20 protein-coding genes are annotated in these 19,933 nt (G+C 36.9%); 18 read left to right on the top strand and 2 right to left on the bottom strand.

Features of this window, described 5'->3' with window-relative positions:
- Positions 1–6 precede the first annotated feature (6 nt).
- Together NBX03_RS04915 and NBX03_RS04920 are read left to right on the top strand one after the other, a co-directional pair.
- Positions 7–993 carry an AAA family ATPase gene (locus tag NBX03_RS04915; protein ID WP_250229636.1) on the top strand — a complete coding sequence of 329 codons (987 nt, stop codon included), beginning with the start codon at positions 7–9 and terminating at the stop codon, positions 991–993.
- Positions 994–1,860 (top strand): DUF58 domain-containing protein, encoded by an 867-nt coding sequence (locus NBX03_RS04920; RefSeq protein WP_250229637.1) that lies wholly within the window; start codon positions 994–996, stop codon positions 1,858–1,860.
- Between the two features lie 28 nt (positions 1,861–1,888).
- Here NBX03_RS04920 and NBX03_RS04925 read toward each other — a convergent pair whose 3' ends face one another.
- On the bottom strand, positions 1,889–2,926 hold the full coding sequence (locus tag NBX03_RS04925) for a type I phosphomannose isomerase catalytic subunit (RefSeq protein ID WP_250229638.1): 1,038 nt from the start codon (positions 2,924–2,926) through the stop codon (positions 1,889–1,891).
- A gap of 183 nt (positions 2,927–3,109) precedes the next feature.
- Between NBX03_RS04925 and NBX03_RS04930 the strand changes: the two genes are divergently transcribed.
- From NBX03_RS04930 to NBX03_RS04980, 11 genes are all read left to right on the top strand, one after another.
- Positions 3,110–4,399: an LCP family protein gene (locus tag NBX03_RS04930; RefSeq protein WP_250229639.1), complete on the top strand. Its 1,290-nt coding sequence runs from the start codon at positions 3,110–3,112 to the stop codon at positions 4,397–4,399.
- Positions 4,400–4,628: 229 nt separating this feature from the next.
- A complete protein-coding gene (locus tag NBX03_RS04935; protein WP_250229640.1) occupies positions 4,629–5,024 on the top strand; it encodes an adenine nucleotide alpha hydrolase family protein in 396 nt (131 codons plus the stop codon).
- A 51-nt stretch (positions 5,025–5,075) separates the two neighbouring features.
- Positions 5,076–5,570: an SEC-C metal-binding domain-containing protein gene (locus NBX03_RS04940; protein WP_250229641.1), complete on the top strand. Its 495-nt coding sequence runs from the start codon at positions 5,076–5,078 to the stop codon at positions 5,568–5,570.
- On the top strand, positions 5,570–6,613 hold the full coding sequence (locus tag NBX03_RS04945) for an L-threonylcarbamoyladenylate synthase (RefSeq protein ID WP_250229642.1): 1,044 nt from the start codon (positions 5,570–5,572) through the stop codon (positions 6,611–6,613). The genes NBX03_RS04940 and NBX03_RS04945 overlap by 1 nt, the downstream gene beginning before the upstream one ends.
- Positions 6,614–6,624: 11 nt before the next feature.
- Complete coding sequence (locus tag NBX03_RS04950; RefSeq protein ID WP_250229643.1) at positions 6,625–7,068, top strand: low molecular weight protein arginine phosphatase; 444 nt, start codon at positions 6,625–6,627, stop codon at positions 7,066–7,068.
- A 496-nt stretch (positions 7,069–7,564) separates the two neighbouring features.
- Positions 7,565–8,194 (top strand): uracil phosphoribosyltransferase, encoded by a 630-nt coding sequence (upp, locus tag NBX03_RS04955; RefSeq protein ID WP_250229644.1) that lies wholly within the window; start codon positions 7,565–7,567, stop codon positions 8,192–8,194.
- Positions 8,195–8,245: 51 nt separating this feature from the next.
- Positions 8,246–9,304 (top strand): glycosyltransferase family 4 protein, encoded by a 1,059-nt coding sequence (locus NBX03_RS04960; RefSeq protein WP_250229645.1) that lies wholly within the window; start codon positions 8,246–8,248, stop codon positions 9,302–9,304.
- A 320-nt stretch (positions 9,305–9,624) separates the two neighbouring features.
- Positions 9,625–11,985 carry a stage II sporulation protein E gene (spoIIE, locus tag NBX03_RS04965; RefSeq protein ID WP_250229646.1) on the top strand — a complete coding sequence of 787 codons (2,361 nt, stop codon included), beginning with the start codon at positions 9,625–9,627 and terminating at the stop codon, positions 11,983–11,985.
- Positions 11,986–12,322: 337 nt separating this feature from the next.
- A complete protein-coding gene (locus NBX03_RS04970) occupies positions 12,323–13,246 on the top strand; it encodes a carbon-nitrogen hydrolase family protein (RefSeq protein ID WP_267134872.1) in 924 nt (307 codons plus the stop codon).
- 258 nt (positions 13,247–13,504) lie between these two features.
- Positions 13,505–14,053 (top strand): HD domain-containing protein, encoded by a 549-nt coding sequence (locus NBX03_RS04975; protein WP_250229648.1) that lies wholly within the window; start codon positions 13,505–13,507, stop codon positions 14,051–14,053.
- Between the two features lie 99 nt (positions 14,054–14,152).
- On the top strand, positions 14,153–14,365 hold the full coding sequence (locus NBX03_RS04980; RefSeq protein ID WP_250229649.1) for a DUF951 domain-containing protein: 213 nt from the start codon (positions 14,153–14,155) through the stop codon (positions 14,363–14,365).
- 313 nt (positions 14,366–14,678) lie between these two features.
- Here the strand turns inward: NBX03_RS04980 and NBX03_RS04985 are convergent, their stop codons facing one another.
- Positions 14,679–15,149, bottom strand: a complete 471-nt coding sequence (locus tag NBX03_RS04985) for a TspO/MBR family protein (protein ID WP_250229650.1) — start codon at positions 15,147–15,149, stop codon at positions 14,679–14,681.
- Between the two features lie 407 nt (positions 15,150–15,556).
- Between NBX03_RS04985 and NBX03_RS04990 the strand changes: the two genes are divergently transcribed.
- From NBX03_RS04990 to NBX03_RS05010, 5 genes are all read left to right on the top strand, one after another.
- Entirely contained in the window at positions 15,557–16,243 is a 687-nt protein-coding gene (locus NBX03_RS04990) for a PrsW family glutamic-type intramembrane protease (RefSeq protein ID WP_250229651.1), read from the top strand.
- A gap of 94 nt (positions 16,244–16,337) precedes the next feature.
- On the top strand, positions 16,338–16,808 hold the full coding sequence (locus tag NBX03_RS04995; protein ID WP_250229652.1) for an NUDIX hydrolase: 471 nt from the start codon (positions 16,338–16,340) through the stop codon (positions 16,806–16,808).
- A gap of 15 nt (positions 16,809–16,823) precedes the next feature.
- On the top strand, positions 16,824–17,078 hold the full coding sequence (locus NBX03_RS05000; protein WP_250229653.1) for a hypothetical protein: 255 nt from the start codon (positions 16,824–16,826) through the stop codon (positions 17,076–17,078).
- Positions 17,079–17,650: 572 nt separating this feature from the next.
- Positions 17,651–18,409, top strand: a complete 759-nt coding sequence (locus tag NBX03_RS05005) for an exodeoxyribonuclease III (protein ID WP_250229654.1) — start codon at positions 17,651–17,653, stop codon at positions 18,407–18,409.
- Between the two features lie 360 nt (positions 18,410–18,769).
- On the top strand, positions 18,770–19,861 hold the full coding sequence (locus tag NBX03_RS05010; RefSeq protein ID WP_250229655.1) for a PucR family transcriptional regulator: 1,092 nt from the start codon (positions 18,770–18,772) through the stop codon (positions 19,859–19,861).
- The last annotated feature ends 72 nt before the right edge of the window (positions 19,862–19,933 follow it).

Here is a 19,933-nt window from a genome sequence, read left to right on the forward strand (position 1 = left end):
TAGATTATGGATAAAGATAAAGGCTTGAACTTAGAGGGCTTCAGTAAAGACTTTGAGCTTATAGAAGAGAAAATAGGAGAAAGCATCATCGGTCAGAAAGATACCGTCAGAAATGTTCTTTCGGCTATTATAGCGGGGGGAAACGTTCTTCTTGAAGGGCTTCCCGGTCTTGGAAAAACAAGGCTTGTGAAAACCATAGGAGATATTTTCAATATGGAGTTTTCAAGGATACAGTTTACTCCGGATTTAATGCCCGCCGATATAACGGGAACGGATATATTGGTTAAGACCTCCGGTGACGAAGGAAGCTTTAAATTTCAAAAGGGGCCTGTTTTTGCCAATATCATTCTTGCAGACGAAATCAACAGGGCGACTCCGAAAACCCAATCTGCCCTTTTGGAAGCCATGCAGGAAAAGACCGTTACCGTAGGCGGAAAAACCTATCATCTGCCGGAGCCTTTCTTTGTGCTGGCAACCCAAAACCCCATTGAAACGGAAGGAACATATCCCTTGCCTGAGGCCCAGCTGGATAGATTCATGATAAAGCTGAATGTTGATTTTCCGTCTAAAAAAGATGTTCTTGAAATTCTTGACATTACTGCTGTAAAAGAAGAAAAAGAGAAAACGGAAAAGCTCTTTGGCTCTGAAAAAATTATCCAGATGAGAGAAGCAGCAAAAAGCGTTGCCATATCCGAGCCTGTTATGGATTATGCCGCGGAAATCGTAATGCGCAGCCATCCGGATTATGAAAACGCTCCGGACAGCGTAAAAAATTACGTGCATTACGGCTCAAGCCCAAGAGGGGCACAGGCAATTATAAATATCAGCAGGGTATACGCCCTTATAGACGGCCGTTTTAATTTAAGCTATGACGATATAAAAAAGGCGGCGTTTCCCGTTCTTCGCCATAGGATTTATTTAAATTTTGAGGCTGTATCCCAAGGCATAGACACAGATCGGATTATTAAAGAGCTTATTAAAGAGGAAAAATAAATGGATTATGTAAAAGACATATTTACCCAGGAATATATAGAAATGCTGAATTCCTTAAAGCTTGATATAAGTAAAAATCTTACGGGAAGCTTCGCAGGCAACAGAAGGTCGCGAGCTAAAGGTTCAAGCGTTGATTTTTCCGACTTCAGAAACTATACCTTAGGAGATGATATCAGGCGGATTGACTGGAATAGCTACGGAAGGCTCAATAAGCTTTACGTTAAAATATTTGAAGAAGAAAGACAGGCCTCAGTAAATATATTTCTGGATATAAGTAACTCTATGGACTTCGGCGAAAATAATAAGCTTTTTTTCAGCAAGGTAATAGCCGCAAGCCTTGCTTATATTGCTATTTCCAAGGCTGATAATGTAAATATATTTACATTCCACAGAAAGCTTGAGCTTAATATAAAAAATGCTTCTGCTAAAAACAAGCTTGCTTCTATTGTAGAGTTCATGGATTCCTTAGAGGCTTCAGGAGAAACAGACATGGAGGAAGCTTTTTCTTTAATCGATAAATACGGTATCCGGTCGGGCGTAGGAATCTTTATTTCCGATTTTCTTACGAAAGGCGATTATAAGAAAATCCTTTTGAATCTTCTTTATAAGAAACAGAAGCTTTCTGTTCTCCATGTTTTATCAAAGGAAGAGCTGTTCCCGGAGCTTTCAGGAGGGGTTCGCCTTGTAGATTCAGAGAATGATTCAAAGCTTGATATTGAAATAGACCCTTCGGTTTTAGAAGAATATAAAAAAGAGCTTACGGCTTTCATTGAAGAAACGGAAAACTTCTGCAAATCAAGAGGGATTCATTACAGCCTTATGAATTCAGGCGACCCTTTTAATAAATACTTAAATAAACTTAGATAAAACACCGCCTAAATAGGCGGTGTTTTATCTAAGTTGCCCATGTTTTTTCAGTAATTACCTCCATCGAATAACCATAAGATAAAAGGGGGAATAAAAAATCCTTTTCCTTATGGCCTATAAATGTTTTAATAATGATGCCTTTTCCCCGTATCATATATTTTCCCAATGCTGCAGGGATAAAAATCGATTCCCCTGGAGAAAGCCCCATTGCTTTATCAGAATATTCTATTTTTCCAGAGCCTTCGGCTAAGGTTAAAATGAAAAATTTGTCTATATCGCTTTCTTCCGTATAATAATTTTCAAATTCATATTTTATAAGAGAAAAATGATTATTGCATATGTAATATGTTTTTAAAACTCCGTCTTCTTTAATAGAAAGACCTTTTACCGGATTTTTATTTTCCGGTAAATTATAATCTATAGCTTCAAGGGCCTCATTTATATGAAGTTCCCTTTTCCCGTCTTTCCAAACCCTCCCATAATCGTAGAGCCTGTAGGTTCTGTCGGAATTTTGCTGTATCTCCATTAAGACGATACTTTTTGTTATGGCATGGACCATGCCGGCAGGGATATTGATAACATCGCCTTTTTTTACCGGTATAGAATTCAGTACATTTCTAATCTTTTCACTTCCTGCGAGCTTTGACAAAACCTCCTTTGGTACTCCCGGCTTAAGGCCTGCTATTATTTTTGCATTTTCCGGTGCGGATAAAATATACCATGCTTCGTTTTTGCCTATAAAATGTCTTTCATTTTTCTCATTATATTGATTAGAAGGATGGACCTGTATAGATAAATCAGAGCTTGCATCAATAAGTTTAAGCAAAAGAGGAAAGGGATTTTCAGATAAAATATTTTTTCCAAGATATTTTTCAGGCTCTTTTTTTAGTACTTCATAAAAGGGTATTCCTTTATAGATGCCGTTTGAGATTATCGCTGTTTCTGCAATTTCAAGGCTTTCTCCTGTTTTTTCATATGGAAGGCTCCTGTTGAAAATTCTTTTAAGCCCATCTCCGCCCCATATTTTTTCTACATATACAGGTTTCAGTTTTAGGGGATATATCATAAAAACCTCCTTTAAAAAGCATTTTAAAACTTAATAAAAGCTCAATTTCTTACGGCAATTTTTAGCATTTATATATTTAAACCAAAGGGATTATTACGATTTTTTTAATAAATCTTTTTTTTGTTAACAGCGTATGGGTATTATGATAGAATGTATCTAATTCAGTAAGGTACGGAGGAATATATGAAAAAAACAGATAATCCCGTAAGAAAACGGAAAATCATAAGGAAATTTATAACTACCTTTTTAGGAACGGTGGGTATTTTTTTGTTGGCCTTTGTTGTTGTTGTGGCAGGGCTTAGTATGTTTGGCTCGGGAAATGAAGCTGTAAACCATTTAACAGAAGGTCTTGGAGAAAAAACATCTATAAACAATATATTTTCTTCCAAGGAAGAAAGAACATTTTTTTTAATCGCAGGAACAGACGACGACGGAACAAGAACAGACGTTATGATTTTAGGCTGCTTTAATCCTGAAACCACAGGAATCGACCTTATCTCTCTTCCCAGAGATACAAAGGTTACGATGCCTAAAGATAGAATTGACGTTTTAAAAGAAAAGGGGAAAGTCGTTCCCTCAGACGGAATTATGAAGCTTACGGAAGTGCATCATTATGCAGGCAAGGAATTAGGCATGGATTATTTAAAGGCCCAGATATATGATTTGCTTGGCGTTAAACCGGAATTTTATGTAAAGATTGACTTAGACGCTTTTGAATATCTTGTTGACGAAATTGGCGGGGTGGAATTTGATGTTCCTCAGAGAATGTATTATCATGACCCTATTCAAAATCTTCATATAGACTTATACCCGGGGGTTCAAACCCTTGATGGAAAAAGCGCAGAAGGTCTCGTAAGATACCGTTCTTATCCCCAGGGGGATATAAAGAGAATGGAAGTTCAGCAGGCATTTATAAAGGCCTTTGTAAAGAAGGCCCTTACAAAAGAGAACTTGCTCAATAATGCCGCTTCCGCAGTTAGTGCGGCGCTGAAATATGTAGAAACGGATTTTAACATGACGAAGCTTCCCGGATACCTGAAATATGTTACAGGATTTAAAACAGAAAACATAAGCACTTATACTCTTCCCATGACGGGAACTGTATATATTAATTCAAAATCCTATGTAGTTTTAGATGAGCCTAAGAGCAAAGAGTTGGTTCAAAGCCTCTTCTACGACTCAGACCCTGTAGAAGAAGAGCCTGCTACTGAAAAGCGCATTCAGGTGCTTAACGGAGGGAATTCAGCAGGCCTTGCCAAAAAGGGGAAAGAAGTTCTTGAAGAAAACGGCTTTGCAGTGGAAGCCGTAGGCGATTATAGCGGAACAAGGGAAGATAACCCCAGAATATTCGTAAACAGCCGTTCCTTAGGAAAGGATATTCAAAAGATTCTTCCTGAAAGTGTCGTGATTTTCGATCCCAATTTAGACAAAAATTACGATATCATAGTAGTTATAGGGAAAAAGGGTGTGTAGTATCGTAAGCTATATAGTCAATTTGCTTTTATGACCCTATATGCATTTGGTTATAGAGGGAATACGGGGAACATGCTTATGAAAGCAGAAAAAATGATATGCAAATTTACGGTGGATTTGACGGTTTTTATAATTCACTGATTGCTTACTTGATTTTTTGAAGTATTAATATTAAAATACAATAGGCTTATGTATTTGAAGATCACCAATTCAGTAGAGGGTGTTAAAATTGAGCATAGTAAAGAAGAACGTTTTGGTATGCATTACTCCGCAGACAAACAGTAAAAGGCTTATAGATAAAGGCAGCCAGATTGCGGGAGAAGGGAAGCTGCATATTTTTCACATGCAAAGAGGCAACAGCGTTTTTGATGATTCCAATGCAGGAAAGCTTCTCGAAGAACTGTTTGATTATGGAAAGACAAAAGGCGGTATGGTTCATTTTCTAAGTGAGGGTGATTTTTATGTAAGTGTGCGGGTATTCGCTTTAAGCCATAAAATCACAAGCATTGTCCTTGGGGAGCCGCCTTCCGAGTCCATGAGCAGAGATGACCTTAAAAAGAGGATTGCAGAAAACCTGCCGGGCATCGAGGTAATCGTTCTTGAAAGACCTAAGGACTCTATATAAGACAAAATTTAAATTTACACATTAAGATTTTTACAGAAACGGGGAAATTAAATGAGCTTATATGAAAATTGGATAAGATCAAGCTATGATAATCAGGGAAGGAGCATAAAAAGCTTCTGGAACATATATATGCCTAAGGAACAAGCTATTTATGAAGACATTATAGGCAATAAAATTGAAAAAATAGAAATGCCCCTTAATGAGCTTGCTGAAAAATACAATATGAAAGACTATGAAATCGTAGGCTTTATTGACGGTATAAACGGCGGCCTGAAAGAAGAAATAAATGTTGAAGAACTTGAAGAAACTTCAAATGTAAAGCTTGAGATTGATTTTGAAGCCCTTTATAAAAAAATGGTAGAGTATAAGGCTGAGCATCTTTATACCTTAAGCCAGTGGGACCATATTTTTGACGAGGAAACAAGGAAAAAATTAACCCATGATCAGAGAGTGTCCGGCACCATAGTGAAAGGCCAGAAAACAGGAAGAAATGACCCCTGCCCATGCGGAAGCGGAAAGAAATTTAAACAGTGCTGTGGTAAATAATGAATACTTTAATAAAAAAAGTAAGGAATACGGCGGAGCTTTCTAATGACCCTGTCATAAAGGAAGCGGGCCGTATTTTAAAAAACGGAGGGTTAGTAGCTTTCCCTACGGAAACTGTATATGGTCTCGGGGCGAATGCCCTTAGCTTAGAAGCCTCAGGAAAAATATATGCCGCAAAGGGCCGCCCGTCAGATAATCCGCTGATAGCCCATATTGCGGATATTGATATGCTTGAAAGCCTTGTATACGATATAAGTGAAAAGGCAAGGCTTCTTATGGAAGCCTTCTGGCCGGGGCCGATGACCCTTATCTTTAAAAAGAAAGACATTGTTCCCTATGCTACCACGGGGGGGCTTAACACCGTAGCCATAAGAATGCCTTCAAATAATATCGCAAGGGCCCTTATAAGACAAGCGGGTGTTCCCATAGCCGCCCCCAGTGCCAACAAAAGCGGCAGGCCGAGCCCTACGATGGCAGAGCATGTGAAAGAGGATTTGTATGGAGTTATCGATATGATTATAGATGACGGGCCTACGGATTTCGGCCTTGAATCTACAATCATCGACGTTTCCGAAGAAGAGCCTGTGATATTAAGGCCGGGAGCCATAACAGATTCAATGGTACAAAATGTTCTTGGCAAAATATCAAGCTCCTTCGAATTTTTAGAAGAAGAAGGGGAAGGTCCTAAGGCACCGGGAATGAAGTACAAACACTATGCACCAAAGGCAAAAATGATTTTACTTCGGGGAAATCAGAATAAAATTATTTCAACTATAAATCAATTATCCGCCGGTGAAAAAAATTTTGCCCTTATGATTACGAAAGAGCTTCAAGAACAATATCAAGGTCCCGGCAGGATATATATTATGGGAAAAGCAAGTGAACCCGAAACCATAGGGGCTAATATATTTAAGCTATTAAGGCAGATTGATGCCGACGGCTGCGAGCTTGTTTTTACCGAAGGCATTGAAGAAAAGGGCATAGGCATAGCTGTTATGAACAGGCTGAAAAAGGCCTGCGGGTACAATATCGTTGATGTTTAAGGAGGATTTTTATGAATATATCCTTTATATGCACCGGAAATACTTGCAGAAGCCCTATGGCCTGCGCCTTATTTAAAAGCCTTGACACAAGGGGCCGAAATGCAATCAGCAGAGGCCTTTCTCATGAAAGCAACATCCCTGTAAGTAAAAATGCAGTCCTTGCCATGGAAGAACTAGGCATAGATATATCAGCTCATAAGTCGAAGCAGGTTCGTTATGAAGACATTGAAGAAAGCGATTTAATACTCACCATGGGGAAATTTCACAAAGATGCAATCCTTAATATGAATCCCAATGCGAAGCTTAAGGTTTTTACTATATATGAATATGCTTTGGGGCTCAATAAGGAAGTAGCTGATCCTTTCATGCAGTCTGTTGAAGTTTATAAAAAATCCAGAGACGAGCTTAAAATGCTTGTGGAAGCAGTATTAAAAAGGCTGGAAGAAAATGAATAAAATTTATACTTGAATGAAGATGAAACAATACATTGTCAATTTGTTTTTACTCTATTTTAAGCTATTTGAAGACAAATACGCACAGTGGAGAAAAAACAAAGAGGCTGCATATCTTTTGCTGTAAAATATAGTAAATTTGCTTTTCTTCCGTAGTAAGGAGCGGGCTTTAAGAGAGCATAAAATCAAGGAAAAACAAATTTACAACGCTACTATTTTCTTTTATTTGAGTATAAATATAAAATTTGTCCGGTTGTAAATTTATTTTTAAGAATTCTTTCAGAATTGCGGCTGTATTTTTAAGCACATACTATGGTTACGTTAACCATAAGAAGGTTCTCCCTTCGCATAAAATAAATTTACTAACGGTCAAAGAAGGTTGTTTTATAGTTATATAAAACAGAATTTGATTTTTTAACCACAGAAGTCTATAGTAAAATAGGTTTTTGTTACTACCTTAAAGCTATTTTGCTATAAAATTAAATTATGGAGGCAAGTAATGGGAGAATTATATGTTATAGACCACCCGCTTGTGGTAGACAAGGTTTCAATGCTTAGAAACGAGGAAACAGGCAATAAGGAGTTTAGAGAACTTGTAGAAGAAATTGCCCTTCTTATATGCTACGAAGCCACAAGAAATATTGCTCTTAAGGAAGTAATCATTAAAACCCCTATCGGCTTTACCCAGTGCAAGGTGATTGCCGATAAGAAATTTGCGCTTATTCCTATTTTAAGAGCGGGTATAGGCATGACAGACGGTATGCTTAAGCTTATGCCTACAGCAAAGGTAGGCCATGTAGGCTTATACCGTGACCCTGAAACTCTGAACCCTGTTGAATATTACTGCAAGCTCCCAAGCGACGTAGAAGAAAGAGATGTTTATATTATAGATCCGATGCTCGCTACCGGCGGTACTGCCTCTGCGGCCATACAGTTTTTAAAGGAAAAGGGCGTAAAAGCCATGAAGTTCCTTTGTATTATAGCTTGCCCTGAGGGCGTGGAAAGACTTAAAAAAGAACATCCCGACGTAGATATTTATACTGCTGCTTACGACGAGAAATTAAACGACCACGGCTATATTGTACCGGGCTTAGGTGACGCAGGCGACAGGCTTTTCGGAACGAAGTAATAAGAATACGAATCTTGCCTGTACCGGCTTTGATTAAAGGAGCACATTGTTTTGATTGAAAATCAGATTTTTGTCGCAAACCACAACTGGATTTTATATATAGCGGCGTTTGCCTGTGCATTCGGAATTTCTATTTTAGCTACACCTTTTTCGAAAAAGGTTTCTTTAAAGCTTGGGGCAATAGATTATCCGAAAAAAAGAGGCCTTCATACGGAGCCTATTCCAAGAATGGGGGGCATAGCTATTGTATTGGGCTTTATGCTTACCATGCTTATTCTTATGCCCTTTTTGGCAGAAATCAGGACAAGGCAGTTTACCGGATTTTTAATAGGCGGAATCATCATTGTTGCCTTAGGCATGCTTGATGATATTTATAATTTGAATGCAAAGCTTAAGCTTGCCATACAGTTTATCGCGGCCCTTGTTGTGGTACTTACGGGAACTACGATAAACACGCTTATGTGGCCCTTTGCTACATATTTAGAAAGCCTTAGTGCGCCCATAACCATAATCTGGATTATAGGCGTTACCAATGCCGTTAATTTTATTGACGGCGTTGACGGCCTTGCAGCCGGTGTCACAAGCATCTGTGCAACCTGCCTTATGGTTTTATGCCTTCTTACAGGAACGGAGCTTGCGGTTGTTCTTACGGCTACCCTTGCGGGAAGCTGCCTTGGATTTTTACCCAGAAATTTTAACCCTGCCGAAGTTTTTATGGGGGACACGGGAGCGACCTTTTTAGGCTACGTCCTTTCGGTATCCTCGATTCTTGGGGTATTTAAATCCTACGCTGTTCTTTCTGTGCTTCTTGCGGTTTTATGCATAGCCCTTCCGATTCTTGATACTTTATTTGCCATGTTAAGAAGAGCCATAAATCATAAGCCTATCATGAGCGCCGACAGAGGCCATTTGCACCACAGGCTTATAGATAAGGGATATTCTCAGAAGCAGGCCGTCGGAATACTTTACGGTATTTCTGCCGTTTCAGGGCTTTTCGCCATATTAATAGCCCTTAGAAATATATACGCCATTGCAGTTGCGGCCGTATTTTTCATTGTACTTACCCTAATGCTTTTTGTTTATAAAAAGCGGACGGGACACAATAATTAGTTTTTATGTAAATTATTAAAAAACGCTGATGACTTTTTAGTTATGGCGTTTTTTTTTGCGTAAAAAAACAGGATAAATTTCCATATATTTACAAAAATTCTTGTTCTAAATTATTATAATTGTGAATATGGCAGGAAGTGGAAAATTACAGCTTATAGTAAATTTATATAAAGCAGGAACGAAAGCTGATTCACTATAAATTTAAAGATTTCCACAGAAAACGGTATGTTTTAAGTCCACATGGATATACGGTTTTATTACTGTTTAACTTTAAATTTACTGTAACTATGCTTTCAAAAGATAAGCGGAGGTGTTTTATTTTGGACAGAATATTCCTAACAGAAAGGCAGGAAACAAAGAAGGAGAAAAATATTTTATTTGCTTTGAAGAAAGAGGCCCCTACATTTTTAATGTCTGCTATGGGCCTTTTTATAGGGCGCCTTGCATTATTCGGCTTTATGAACCCTGTGGCCATAGCCTTTATTTCTCTTTTTATGGGAAGAGGATATAAGCTCATTGCCGTAGCTTTTTTTACGGCCATAGGCATGCTTACAAGGTTTAACGGAATTTATATATTAAAATATCTTTCTTCTATTATGCTCATATGCGCAGCGGAGTTTTTTCTGGGATTTTTCAATATAAAGCTTGGAGAAAAAATAAGAGCTGTTCCGGGAGCCATAGGCATAGCACTTATGGGGCTTCTATTTTCTTATATAGGAAAATACAATGCATATTATATATTCATGTCCTTTCTTGAAGGAATTCTTGCGCTTGCCCTTTATTTCATTATCCTCGAAGGAAGCTCTATTCTGGAAGGAAAAAATAAAAAACTGATTCTTGGAAATGAATCCATCATAAGCCTTGCAATACTCCTTGGTGCCGTACTTGCAGGGGTTTCGGACATATACATATTGAATATCAGCCTGAAATATCTTTTTTCCTCTCTTTTAATCCTTTTGACCGCTTATAAAGGAGGCGGGGCGTTAGGCTCTGCCTCAGGGGTTTTAATAGGGTTTATTTTGACCCTTACAGGATATGCCAATTATTCTTTGGTAGGCATATTAAGCATAGGGGGAATGATCGCAGGCCTTATGAAAGATGCAGGAAAGCTGGGCTCTGTTATAGGCTTTTTATGCGGCGGAATAATAACAGGGTTTTACCTTGATATCTCTATTTTTGATAAATCCTTATTGCTAAGCGTATTTTTGGCATCTATTATTTTTTATGTAATGCCTAAAAATATACGCTTAAGTACAAATGCGATTATTAACGAAGGCGCCTCCAGTATCCTATATGCCGATAAATCCCGTGAACTATCCGTAGAACGGCTTAAAGGCTTTTCTCAGTCCTTTAAAAGGCTTGGGGATACCTTTAATCTTCTTTATGAAAAAAATTACACCCTAAGCCAGAAGGATATTTCCAGCCTTATTGATGACGTTGCGGCAAAGTGCTGTGAAAACTGCAAATTTAAAGAAGACTGCTGGGAGATTAATTTTTATTCCACCTATCAGATGGCCTTTGCCCTTCTGGAAATACGGGAAAAAGAAGGGTATCTTTCTTTAAGCAATATTCCTCCGGACCTTCAGAAATTCTGTGTAAAAATGGATAGCTTTTCTTCTGCTATAGGCAGTTATTTTGAATTATATAAAAACAATATTTCATGGCAGAATAAAATAGCGGAAAGCAGGCAGCTTGTAAGCAGCCAGCTTACAGGGCTTTCCAATATCATAGATAAGCTTAGCGACGAAATGGAGTATGAATTTAAATTTGTTACAGAAGCGGAAGAAGCCATTTTAAACGAGCTTATGAAAAATAATATTGACGCCGGCAGCGTTCTTGTCATGGAGAACAGAGCCAGTAAATATGAAATATCTATTGATTTAAAGCCCTGTAACGGTAAAAGAAGCTGCACAAGGCAAATCATTCCCATAATCAACAGGGTCACGGGAAGAAAAATGAAAAAAGAGGTAGCCCAGTGCTATGCAAAAAACGGAAGCTGTATGCTTCGCCTTATAGAAGAACAAAAATATCAGTTTATAAATGCGGTTGCATCATCGGCGAAAGAAGGCAGCTTATCTTCGGGAGATAGCCACACCACATTAGAGCTTAAAAACGGAAGACAGCTTCTGGCCCTTTCAGACGGCATGGGCTCCGGCAAAAGAGCAAAGGCGGAAAGCGAAGCCTCCATAAGCCTTACGGAAGAGCTTCTGGAATCCGGCTTTGATATAGAGACGGCAATCGATATGATTAATTCCGTATTGATATTAAAATCCGATGAGGACAGCTTTTCTACGCTTGATATTTGTCTTGCTGACGGTTTTGATGGCAGTGCCCAGTTTGTGAAAATAGGGGCAGCACCTACGTTTATCATCAGAGGAAAAACTGTTATGACAGTGGAAGCCTCTGCCCTTCCCATAGGTATTTTAAAGGACATTGACGTTAAAATAAGCAAAAGAAAGCTAAAAGACGGCGATATCATTGTAATGGTTACAGACGGGATAACAGAAATAAAAAAAGGCAGTTTAAATAAGGATTGGATTTTAAACTTTTTAAGCGATTTAAAAAGCAGTAATCCCGACTTCATCGCCCAGTCTTTAATTAAAGAGGCAATATTTCTTTCCGATAATAAAATAAAAGACGATATGACAGTTATTGTATCCAAGGTTTGGGTAAGGCCATAAAATTATAAATAAAATCTAAATTTATTTATAAATTTAAACCATTATTTAGTAAGCTTACGGAGTATCTTTAAAAAAATCTATCCTGTTCTCTATGGTCGTGCCTTTTAAATTTGAATAAAAATTCAAAAAAACATTGATAATTATAAAGGTTTAAACTATCATATAAATAATAAATATAGTAAATTTCTCATAAAGAAATAACAAGAACCGATTTGCTGTAGACTCCAAAATGTGGATTTCTTTTGAAATCCATACATTTTTGGCCCTTATGAATATACGGTTTTGTTACTGTTTCACTTTAAATTTATTATAATTGCTTATTTAAAATAAGGAGATGATGGGTATTAAACCTTTTAAAGAAAATTTGAGGATTGCAGTAGCCCAGGCGGCGCCTGTTATCATGGATAAAGAAAAAACCATAGATAAAATAATAAGCCTTACGGAAGAAGCGGCATCAAAAGGTGCAGAAATGATTATTTTTCCTGAAACATTCATTCCGGCTTATCCAAGAGGATTTTCTTACGGCTTTATTGTTGGCAGCAGAACCATGGAAGGCCGTGAGGACTGGAAAAGATATTACGATAATTCCATCATCGTACCGGGAGAAGATACAAAAAGGCTTTCAAAGGCAGCGAAGGATAATCATATTTACTTAACCCTAGGGGTAACGGAGAAGGATGAAATCGATGCAACTTTATACTGCACCTTCGTATTTTTCGGCCCGGACGGTGAATATTTAGGAAAACATAGAAAGCTTAAACCTACAGGCTCCGAAAGGCTCATATGGGGAGAAGGAGACGGCTCCACCCTTACAGCCATTGACACACCTTACGGCGTCGTAGGCTCTCTTATTTGCTGGGAAAATTATATGCCTTTGGCAAGAATGGCCATGTACTCCAAGGGCGTAAGCATTTATCTTGCCCCTACGGCCGACGCAAGGCCTGTATGGCAGTCCACCATAAAACATATAGCCCTCGAAGGCAGATGCTTTGTTATAAGCTGTAATCAATATGTTGAAAAGAGCATGTATCCTACAGACCTTAACTATTATAAAGAGCTTGAAAACCAGCCTGAAATCATGTGCAGAGGCGGAAGCGCCATAGTGAATCCCTTCGGTGAGTACGTAACGGAGCCTGTATGGGATAAAGAGGAGCTTATCATAGCAGACCTTGACTTAAATCAGGTGGTTTTAAGCAGGCTTGATTTTGACCCTTGCGGCCATTATAACAGGCCTGATGTTTTTGAATTTAAAATAAAATAAATTAAAATACCATTTTTAGGCAAGGGCTTTTGCTTTACGGCAAAGTCCTTGTCTAATGTAAATTCCATGTAATTTTACCAAATATAGAATTAACGAAATATTAATAGATTTATTTTTTGATTTATGATATTATTTATCTATTGAAAACATAAAAAATAAAGATTATAAAAACAGGCTTGCTGCTTCTATAACGAATTCATTTGGCAGTAAGTTCCCTTATTTATAATCTTAGCATAATAATAAGGATGTGCTGCATAGTTGAGAAAAGCCATTTGGTCAAAGGTATGGTTGGATAGTAACAGCGAAGAACTTGCAATTGAATTTAGAGATTGTGTCGAAGATCTTCTTCAAGATGAAATGGTTCAAAAGCTTGATGATTTTATACAGCATTTTAGTACAACAAGGCTTCAGCATAGTATAAACGTAGCTTACCACAGTTATTTAATATGCAAGTTTTTAGGGCTTGATTACAGGTCCGCCGCAAGAGCAGGAATTCTGCACGATTTGTTTTTATATGACTGGAGAGTGGAAAGACAGCCGGAAGGAAGGCATGCTTTCGCCCACCCAAAGGTTGCCTTGAGAAACGCCAGAAAGATTGCCAAATTAAACCCTATCGAGGAAGACGGCATCGTTAAGCATATGTGGCCTGTAACCTTTGCGCTTCCTAAATATTTGGAATCTTATATTATTACGTTTGTAGATAAGTATTGCGCTTACGGAGAAACAATGGAAGGCCTTATATATGGGATAGCGGAAAAATCCATGATTTTAAACTGTCTTATTTCAGGAGGAGTGTATGCCAAATAAGCATACCTCTTCTTTTTATACCTCCTCGTTTTATTCGTATAATTTATGAACTTGGCTTGCGATGAAATGGCGTTTTAAGTGATTTAAGGAAGGTGCTTTATGAAATTTTCAGTTGGCGATATTGTTACTATGAAAAAGCCCCACCCCTGCGGAACCAACGAATGGGAGGTTTTGCGGGTAGGAGTGGATTTTCGCCTTAAATGCAGAAACTGCGGGCATTTAATAATGATACCCCGGACAAAATTTGAAAAAAGCGTAAAAAAAGTCTTGTTTTCTGCTGAACAAGAAGAAAATACAGAAACAGGCATATAAATTTATTTATTCACAATGATAATAAAACAAGACATAAAAAGGGCTTTATGCTCTTTTTTATATTCTGTAAAGAGAAGTATAGTTAATTTACTTTTCTTCCGCAGTAAGGGATGGGCTTTAAGAAGGCATAAAATCTAGGAAAAGTAAGTTTACAACGCTACTGTTTTATTTGAATTCACCTATGGTCTGATTTTTTATAAAAAATTAGCCGCTCTTTACATCTATTTCAATTTTTAATTTATCAGCTATAAAGCCATCTGCCCTACTCAAATTAAAAAGCCGCTGTGCCAAATAAAGGCTGCAGCGGCTTTTTTTAATTAAGAATTGCGATACCGAGATTCAGATACCCTGCAAAAGTTACCCACAGAAGATATGGCAGCATGAAATATGCCGCTATTTTTGATATCCTTAAAAATGAAATGGTCGTAGCCAGAATTAGAAGCCATAAAGTAACGAGCCAGATAAAGGCGAAAAAATACAAATTTAAATTAAAAAATAAAAAAGACCAAAAAAAGTTAAAGAAAAGTTGCAAGCCATAAAGTCTTATAGCTCTGCCAATGTTTTCTTGCGGTGCCCGCGATGTAAGAATTAGATAGGAAGCAATGCCCATTAGTATATAGAGTATAGTCCAAGCCACTGGAAATACCCATCCCGGAGGCGACAATGGAGGCTTGTCTAGAACTTCAAAAGTCCCCATGCTGTTCTTTGAAATAAATCCTGCAACGCCGCCTGCAATCAGTGGAATCGCAATGCAAATTAATAGTGTTTTCCATTTAATTTTCAAGTAATCACCCTCTTTGCGTATATAATATGCCAAAGCGATAGAAATTATGAGGATAAAAGCCGACTGATGACTTTATACATCATCGCAGAAGTGATTTTTCAGTATAACTTTTTGTAAAAGAATCTATCTGAAGGCCTTTATCATTATATGTTTATCCTCTTTTTTCTATATCTTATGGCGGTTTTTGAAAATTATCAAAGGCTTTGCAGTCCTATATCAATAGATATTATCTGTATCGAATTATCCTTTGAAAAGTATAAATTAGGTATCATTGAGCAGAATAATAACTGCTGATCTATTTATACAGATAAATATTATAGTAAATCATCTTAAAGGGAAAAATTTTGCCTTCTTTAAGTCTAATTACTATCTTATGCTGTAATTAAAACCTCTTATAAGGAGGAGCAATGAAGCTTTTAAGTATTGCCATAGCACCTGTTATAATTGCCGTTATTTATATTTATATAAGAGATAAATATGAAAAAGAGCCCTGGGACCTGCTTTTTTTAGGGGTAATTTTTGGGGCGGTTATAACGGCTCCTATAATAAAAATTGAAAATATTGTTACTTCATGGATGCCGGTCCTTGGAAAAATAGAAGAAGCATTTTATATGGCTTTTATTGTTGCGTCTTTGGTTGAGGAAGCGATGAAATATATAGTGCTTTATTTTCTATCCTGGAGAAACAGAAATTTTAATGAAAAGTTTGACGGAATCGTCTATGCCGTTTTTATAGCCCTTGGATTTGCCGGGGTTGAAAATATTCTTTATGTATTTAACCCGGATTTCGGCGGCCTGGATACGGCCATAGGCAGAAGCATAATATCTGTTCCCGCCCATGGAATATTTGGCGTAAGCATGGGCTATAGCTTTGCCATGGCAAAATTTGAGCCTGAAAACAGAACAAGACATATGCTTTTGGGCTTTATCGTGCCTTTGCTTCTTCATGGGGTTTTCGACTTCATTTTGTTGTCGGAAATATCTGTTCTTATGCCGCTCTTTTGGGTTTTTGTTCTCTTCCTATGGGTATATGCCCTTAAAAGAATTAAAATTCATGTGGAAAGCTCTCCCTTTAAGCCTACAAAAGAAAAATAAATATGTTGAAAAAAAGGGGTATATAGTTTATACTTTTTATAGTTAAGTAAATAAGTAGCATTGTAAGTCAATGCCCCTATCGGAGGAATTCAAATTGATTGAAGCAGTTAGCTGCGGAGGCGTTGTTTTCCATAAAGGGAAGGTCTTATTACTGTATAAAAACCAAAACGGTAAATACATGGGATGGGTAATGCCGAAGGGTACCATAGAAGAAGGGGAAACTTTTAAGCAAACTGCTTTGCGTGAGGTAAAGGAGGAAACAGGAGTTAGTGCTAAAATAATTAAATATATCGGAAAAACCCAGTACAGCTTTAAAGGCAATGACGATTTAGTCAATAAAACTGTCCACTGGTATCTGATGAGCGCCGATTCTTTTTACTGCAAGCCTCAGGCTGAAGAGTTTTTTGCAGACGCAGGGTACTACAAACAGCATGAGGCATATCATCTGCTTAAATTTCATGATGAAAAACAGATAATGCGAAAAGCCTACCATGAATATAATGAACTAAGGCGTAATAAAGACCGGATAAACAAGCCTTACCGCAAAAGCGGAATAAAATATTAGTTAGGAGGAAAGTCAATGAAAAAAATGTTTGATGAAGAATTCAGCTTAGACGAGATAAAAAACAGCCTGAGAAAACTTCAAAAATCAAGTAAGGAAAAGAACTGCTGGATTACAGCCCTTGTAATTATTTCTATAGTTGCCGTAATAGCTACAATGGCCGTTGCTATAGTAAAGCTTACAAACAAAAACGACCTTGATGACTTGTTTGACGAAGAGTTTGATGAAGATTATGACGATTACTACGCAAGCGACGAGGACTTTGAACAATAATATCTCAGGAGCTTTCTAAAAGAAAGCTCCTTTTTTGTTGCTTTTATGTATAGCCAGTTTGCTTTTGTTTCGCAGTAAGCAACAGGCTCCAAAAGGCATAAAATCAAGGAAAAGCGAATTTACAACGCTACTGTTTTACTTTTATTCAAGTATAAACGGTATTTTAATCCAATCAGGTTTTTTTTGGTCTATTTGATAAAGTTACTCTTTCATATGTATTCAAGTATACGTTTAAAGAAAAATATAATAGTATAAATATTTATGGAAACCATGAGTAAATCATATGAATATTTTTAATTTTCAGATAAATATAGTCATAAGAGAAACTTTTTCTGTGGAAAACACCTTCCTTATTATGGAAATTTGAAAACTTATTAATTTTAAATAAAAAAATGTACAATTTTAATATACATATTGAAAAAAATTTGATAGAATATATATAATGTGCTTTTTATATATAGTTAACAAATCTATTTTTGATTGATATGCTTTAAAGAATAGGAACTTAAAAATGTTTTACAAGCGTATGCTTGTATCATTTTAGTATATATTATACAAAAAGGAGTAGTTTTATGCTGAAGATGATTTCCTGGAATGTTAACGGGCTTAGGGCCGCCATTACGAAAGGATTTGAAGATTTTTTCAAAAGCGAAGACGCCGACATTTTCTGCATACAGGAAACTAAAATGCAGGAAGGGCAGGCAGAGCTTAATTTAGAGGGATATTATCAGTATTTTAACAGTGCCGTTAAAAAAGGGTATTCAGGAACAGGCCTTTTTACAAAAATTAAACCTTTAAATGTTACTTACGGGATAAATATAGCAGACCATGATAATGAAGGTAGGGTGATTACTGCCGAATATGAGAACTTTTTCCTTGTGAATGTCTATACTCCTAATTCTCAAAGGGAGCTTGCAAGGCTCAGCTACCGTATGGAATGGGAGGAGGCCTTTCTTTCCTATTTGAATGGCCTTAGAGAGAAAAAGCCTTTGGTTTTATGCGGAGACCTTAATGTTGCCCATAAAGAAATAGACCTTAAGAATCCAAAGACCAACAGGAAAAATGCCGGCTTTACAGATGAAGAAAGAGAAAAGTTCACCGTCCTTCTTGGTGAAGGATATGTAGATTCTTTCAGGCATTTTTATCCCGATAAAGAAGGGGCCTATACCTGGTGGAGCTACATGAGAAACGCCAGAGGAACAAATGCAGGGTGGCGTATTGACTATTTTGTTGTTTCGGAAAACATAAAGGACAAGCTTAAGGACGCTGTTATTTATTCTGATATTTACGGAAGCGACCATTGCCCTGTGGGCATTTTGATTGATTTATAGCATTTGATTTGTCTATGATGATATAAAATATGATTTTGGGTATGCTATAATTAACAAAAGGAATTGACATTTACTGTATTATTTATATTCTTTCTATAAAAAAAATTAAGTTTTTTTAAATTTGCTCTTTAAATTTTGCTGAATATGTTATAAACTTGTATCAAGGGTTTAATCTGAGTTTTATATGTTAAATTCCATGTAAAAAGTGCGTGCACAGTTGATTATCCTATAGCTTTCTAAAAAGGTACTAAAAATTATCAAAATTCAGCCGCTATGAACAGAAATTCTTAACTTAAAGGTTAATATTTGATTCTAATGATGCAAATGCGAGGCATGAATCAACGAATAAGGAGAGGTATTATGATTTCGAATCAAATTCTGCAAAACACAATTAATGGATTAAAAAATATAACTAAATGTGATTTAAGCGTAATTGAAAGAGAAGGAAAAATAATTGTAAGCACCGAGGAAGACATGATAGGTAAATATGCCGACAGCATAGAAAGCTTTATTTCTTCACCGGCTGAAGGCCAGAGCCTTCAAGGATATAATTATTTTAAAGTATTTGATAATAATGTTGCAGAATATGTTGTTGCTGCAAAAGGCGAGGATGTTGAAAGCTACAGGGTAGGCCAGATTGCCGCCTTTAATATTCAAAACCTTCTTGTGGCATATAAAGAACGCTACGATAAGGATAATTTCATAAAAAATCTTCTTCTTGATAATTTGCTTTTAGTTGATATATACGGCAGGGCGAAAAAGCTGCACATCGAAAACAGCGTTCCCAGAATCGTATATTTAATTGAAACAGATATTGACAAGGAAATGAATGTCGTTGAAATCGTGAGAAATATTTTCCCTACGAGAAGCAAGGATTTCGTTACGGCAGTGGATGAAAAAAGCATTATTCTTGTGAAAGAATTAAAGGATAAAGAAAATAAAGAAGAAATTGAAAAAACAGCAAAGGTAATCAGTGAGACTCTTTTAAGTGAAGTTATGATTAAATGCCATATTGCTATCGGTACCGTTGTAAGCGACCTTAAATTCGTTTCCGCTTCCTATAAAGAGGCTAAAATGGCCCTTGAAGTAGGTAAAATATTTGAATCGGATAAAACCATAGTAAATTATGATAAGCTTGGCATAGGCCGTTTGATTTACCAGCTTCCCCTTTCCCTTTGCAAAATGTTTGTGGATGAAGTTCTTCACGGTATCACTATGGACCAGTTTGATGAGGAGACTTTAACAACAGTAAACAAGTTTTTTGAAAATAATCTGAATGTTTCCGAAACTTCACGCCAGATTTATATTCATAGAAATACCCTTGTTTACAGGCTTGACAAGCTTCAGAAAATGACAGGCCTTGACCTTAGAAATTTCGATGATGCCATTATTTTTAAAATTACCCTTATGGTAAGTAAATATATGGCATATAAGGAAAACAATATGTATTAAATCTTAATTTGATTTTTACTCTGAAAAAGTTTAATATACTTATATTAGGGCGAGCTTAAATATCAATTAATT

It is taken from the genome of Anaeropeptidivorans aminofermentans (assembly GCF_940670685.1).
Lineage (GTDB): Bacteria > Bacillota > Clostridia > Lachnospirales > UBA5962 > Anaeropeptidivorans > Anaeropeptidivorans aminofermentans.

Bases quoted from the DNA above. Each gene is read 5' to 3' on its own strand.
- NBX03_RS04970 (WP_267134872.1), top strand. From the start codon at position 12,323: ATGGGTATTAAACCTTTTAAAGAAAATTTGAGGATTGCAGTAGCCCAG.
- NBX03_RS04920 (WP_250229637.1), top strand. From the start codon at position 994: ATGGATTATGTAAAAGACATATTTACCCAGGAATATATAGAAATGCTG.
- NBX03_RS04980 (WP_250229649.1), top strand. From the start codon at position 14,153: ATGAAATTTTCAGTTGGCGATATTGTTACTATGAAAAAGCCCCACCCC.
- NBX03_RS05005 (WP_250229654.1), top strand. From the start codon at position 17,651: ATGCTGAAGATGATTTCCTGGAATGTTAACGGGCTTAGGGCCGCCATT.
- NBX03_RS05010 (WP_250229655.1), top strand. From the start codon at position 18,770: ATGATTTCGAATCAAATTCTGCAAAACACAATTAATGGATTAAAAAAT.
- NBX03_RS04940 (WP_250229641.1), top strand. From the start codon at position 5,076: ATGAGCTTATATGAAAATTGGATAAGATCAAGCTATGATAATCAGGGA.
- NBX03_RS04990 (WP_250229651.1), top strand. From the start codon at position 15,557: ATGAAGCTTTTAAGTATTGCCATAGCACCTGTTATAATTGCCGTTATT.
- upp (WP_250229644.1), top strand. From the start codon at position 7,565: ATGGGAGAATTATATGTTATAGACCACCCGCTTGTGGTAGACAAGGTT.
- NBX03_RS04930 (WP_250229639.1), top strand. From the start codon at position 3,110: ATGAAAAAAACAGATAATCCCGTAAGAAAACGGAAAATCATAAGGAAA.
- NBX03_RS04950 (WP_250229643.1), top strand. From the start codon at position 6,625: ATGAATATATCCTTTATATGCACCGGAAATACTTGCAGAAGCCCTATG.
- NBX03_RS04925 (WP_250229638.1), bottom strand. From the start codon at position 2,926: ATGATATATCCCCTAAAACTGAAACCTGTATATGTAGAAAAAATATGG.
- NBX03_RS04915 (WP_250229636.1), top strand. From the start codon at position 7: ATGGATAAAGATAAAGGCTTGAACTTAGAGGGCTTCAGTAAAGACTTT.
- NBX03_RS05000 (WP_250229653.1), top strand. From the start codon at position 16,824: ATGAAAAAAATGTTTGATGAAGAATTCAGCTTAGACGAGATAAAAAAC.
- NBX03_RS04945 (WP_250229642.1), top strand. From the start codon at position 5,570: ATGAATACTTTAATAAAAAAAGTAAGGAATACGGCGGAGCTTTCTAAT.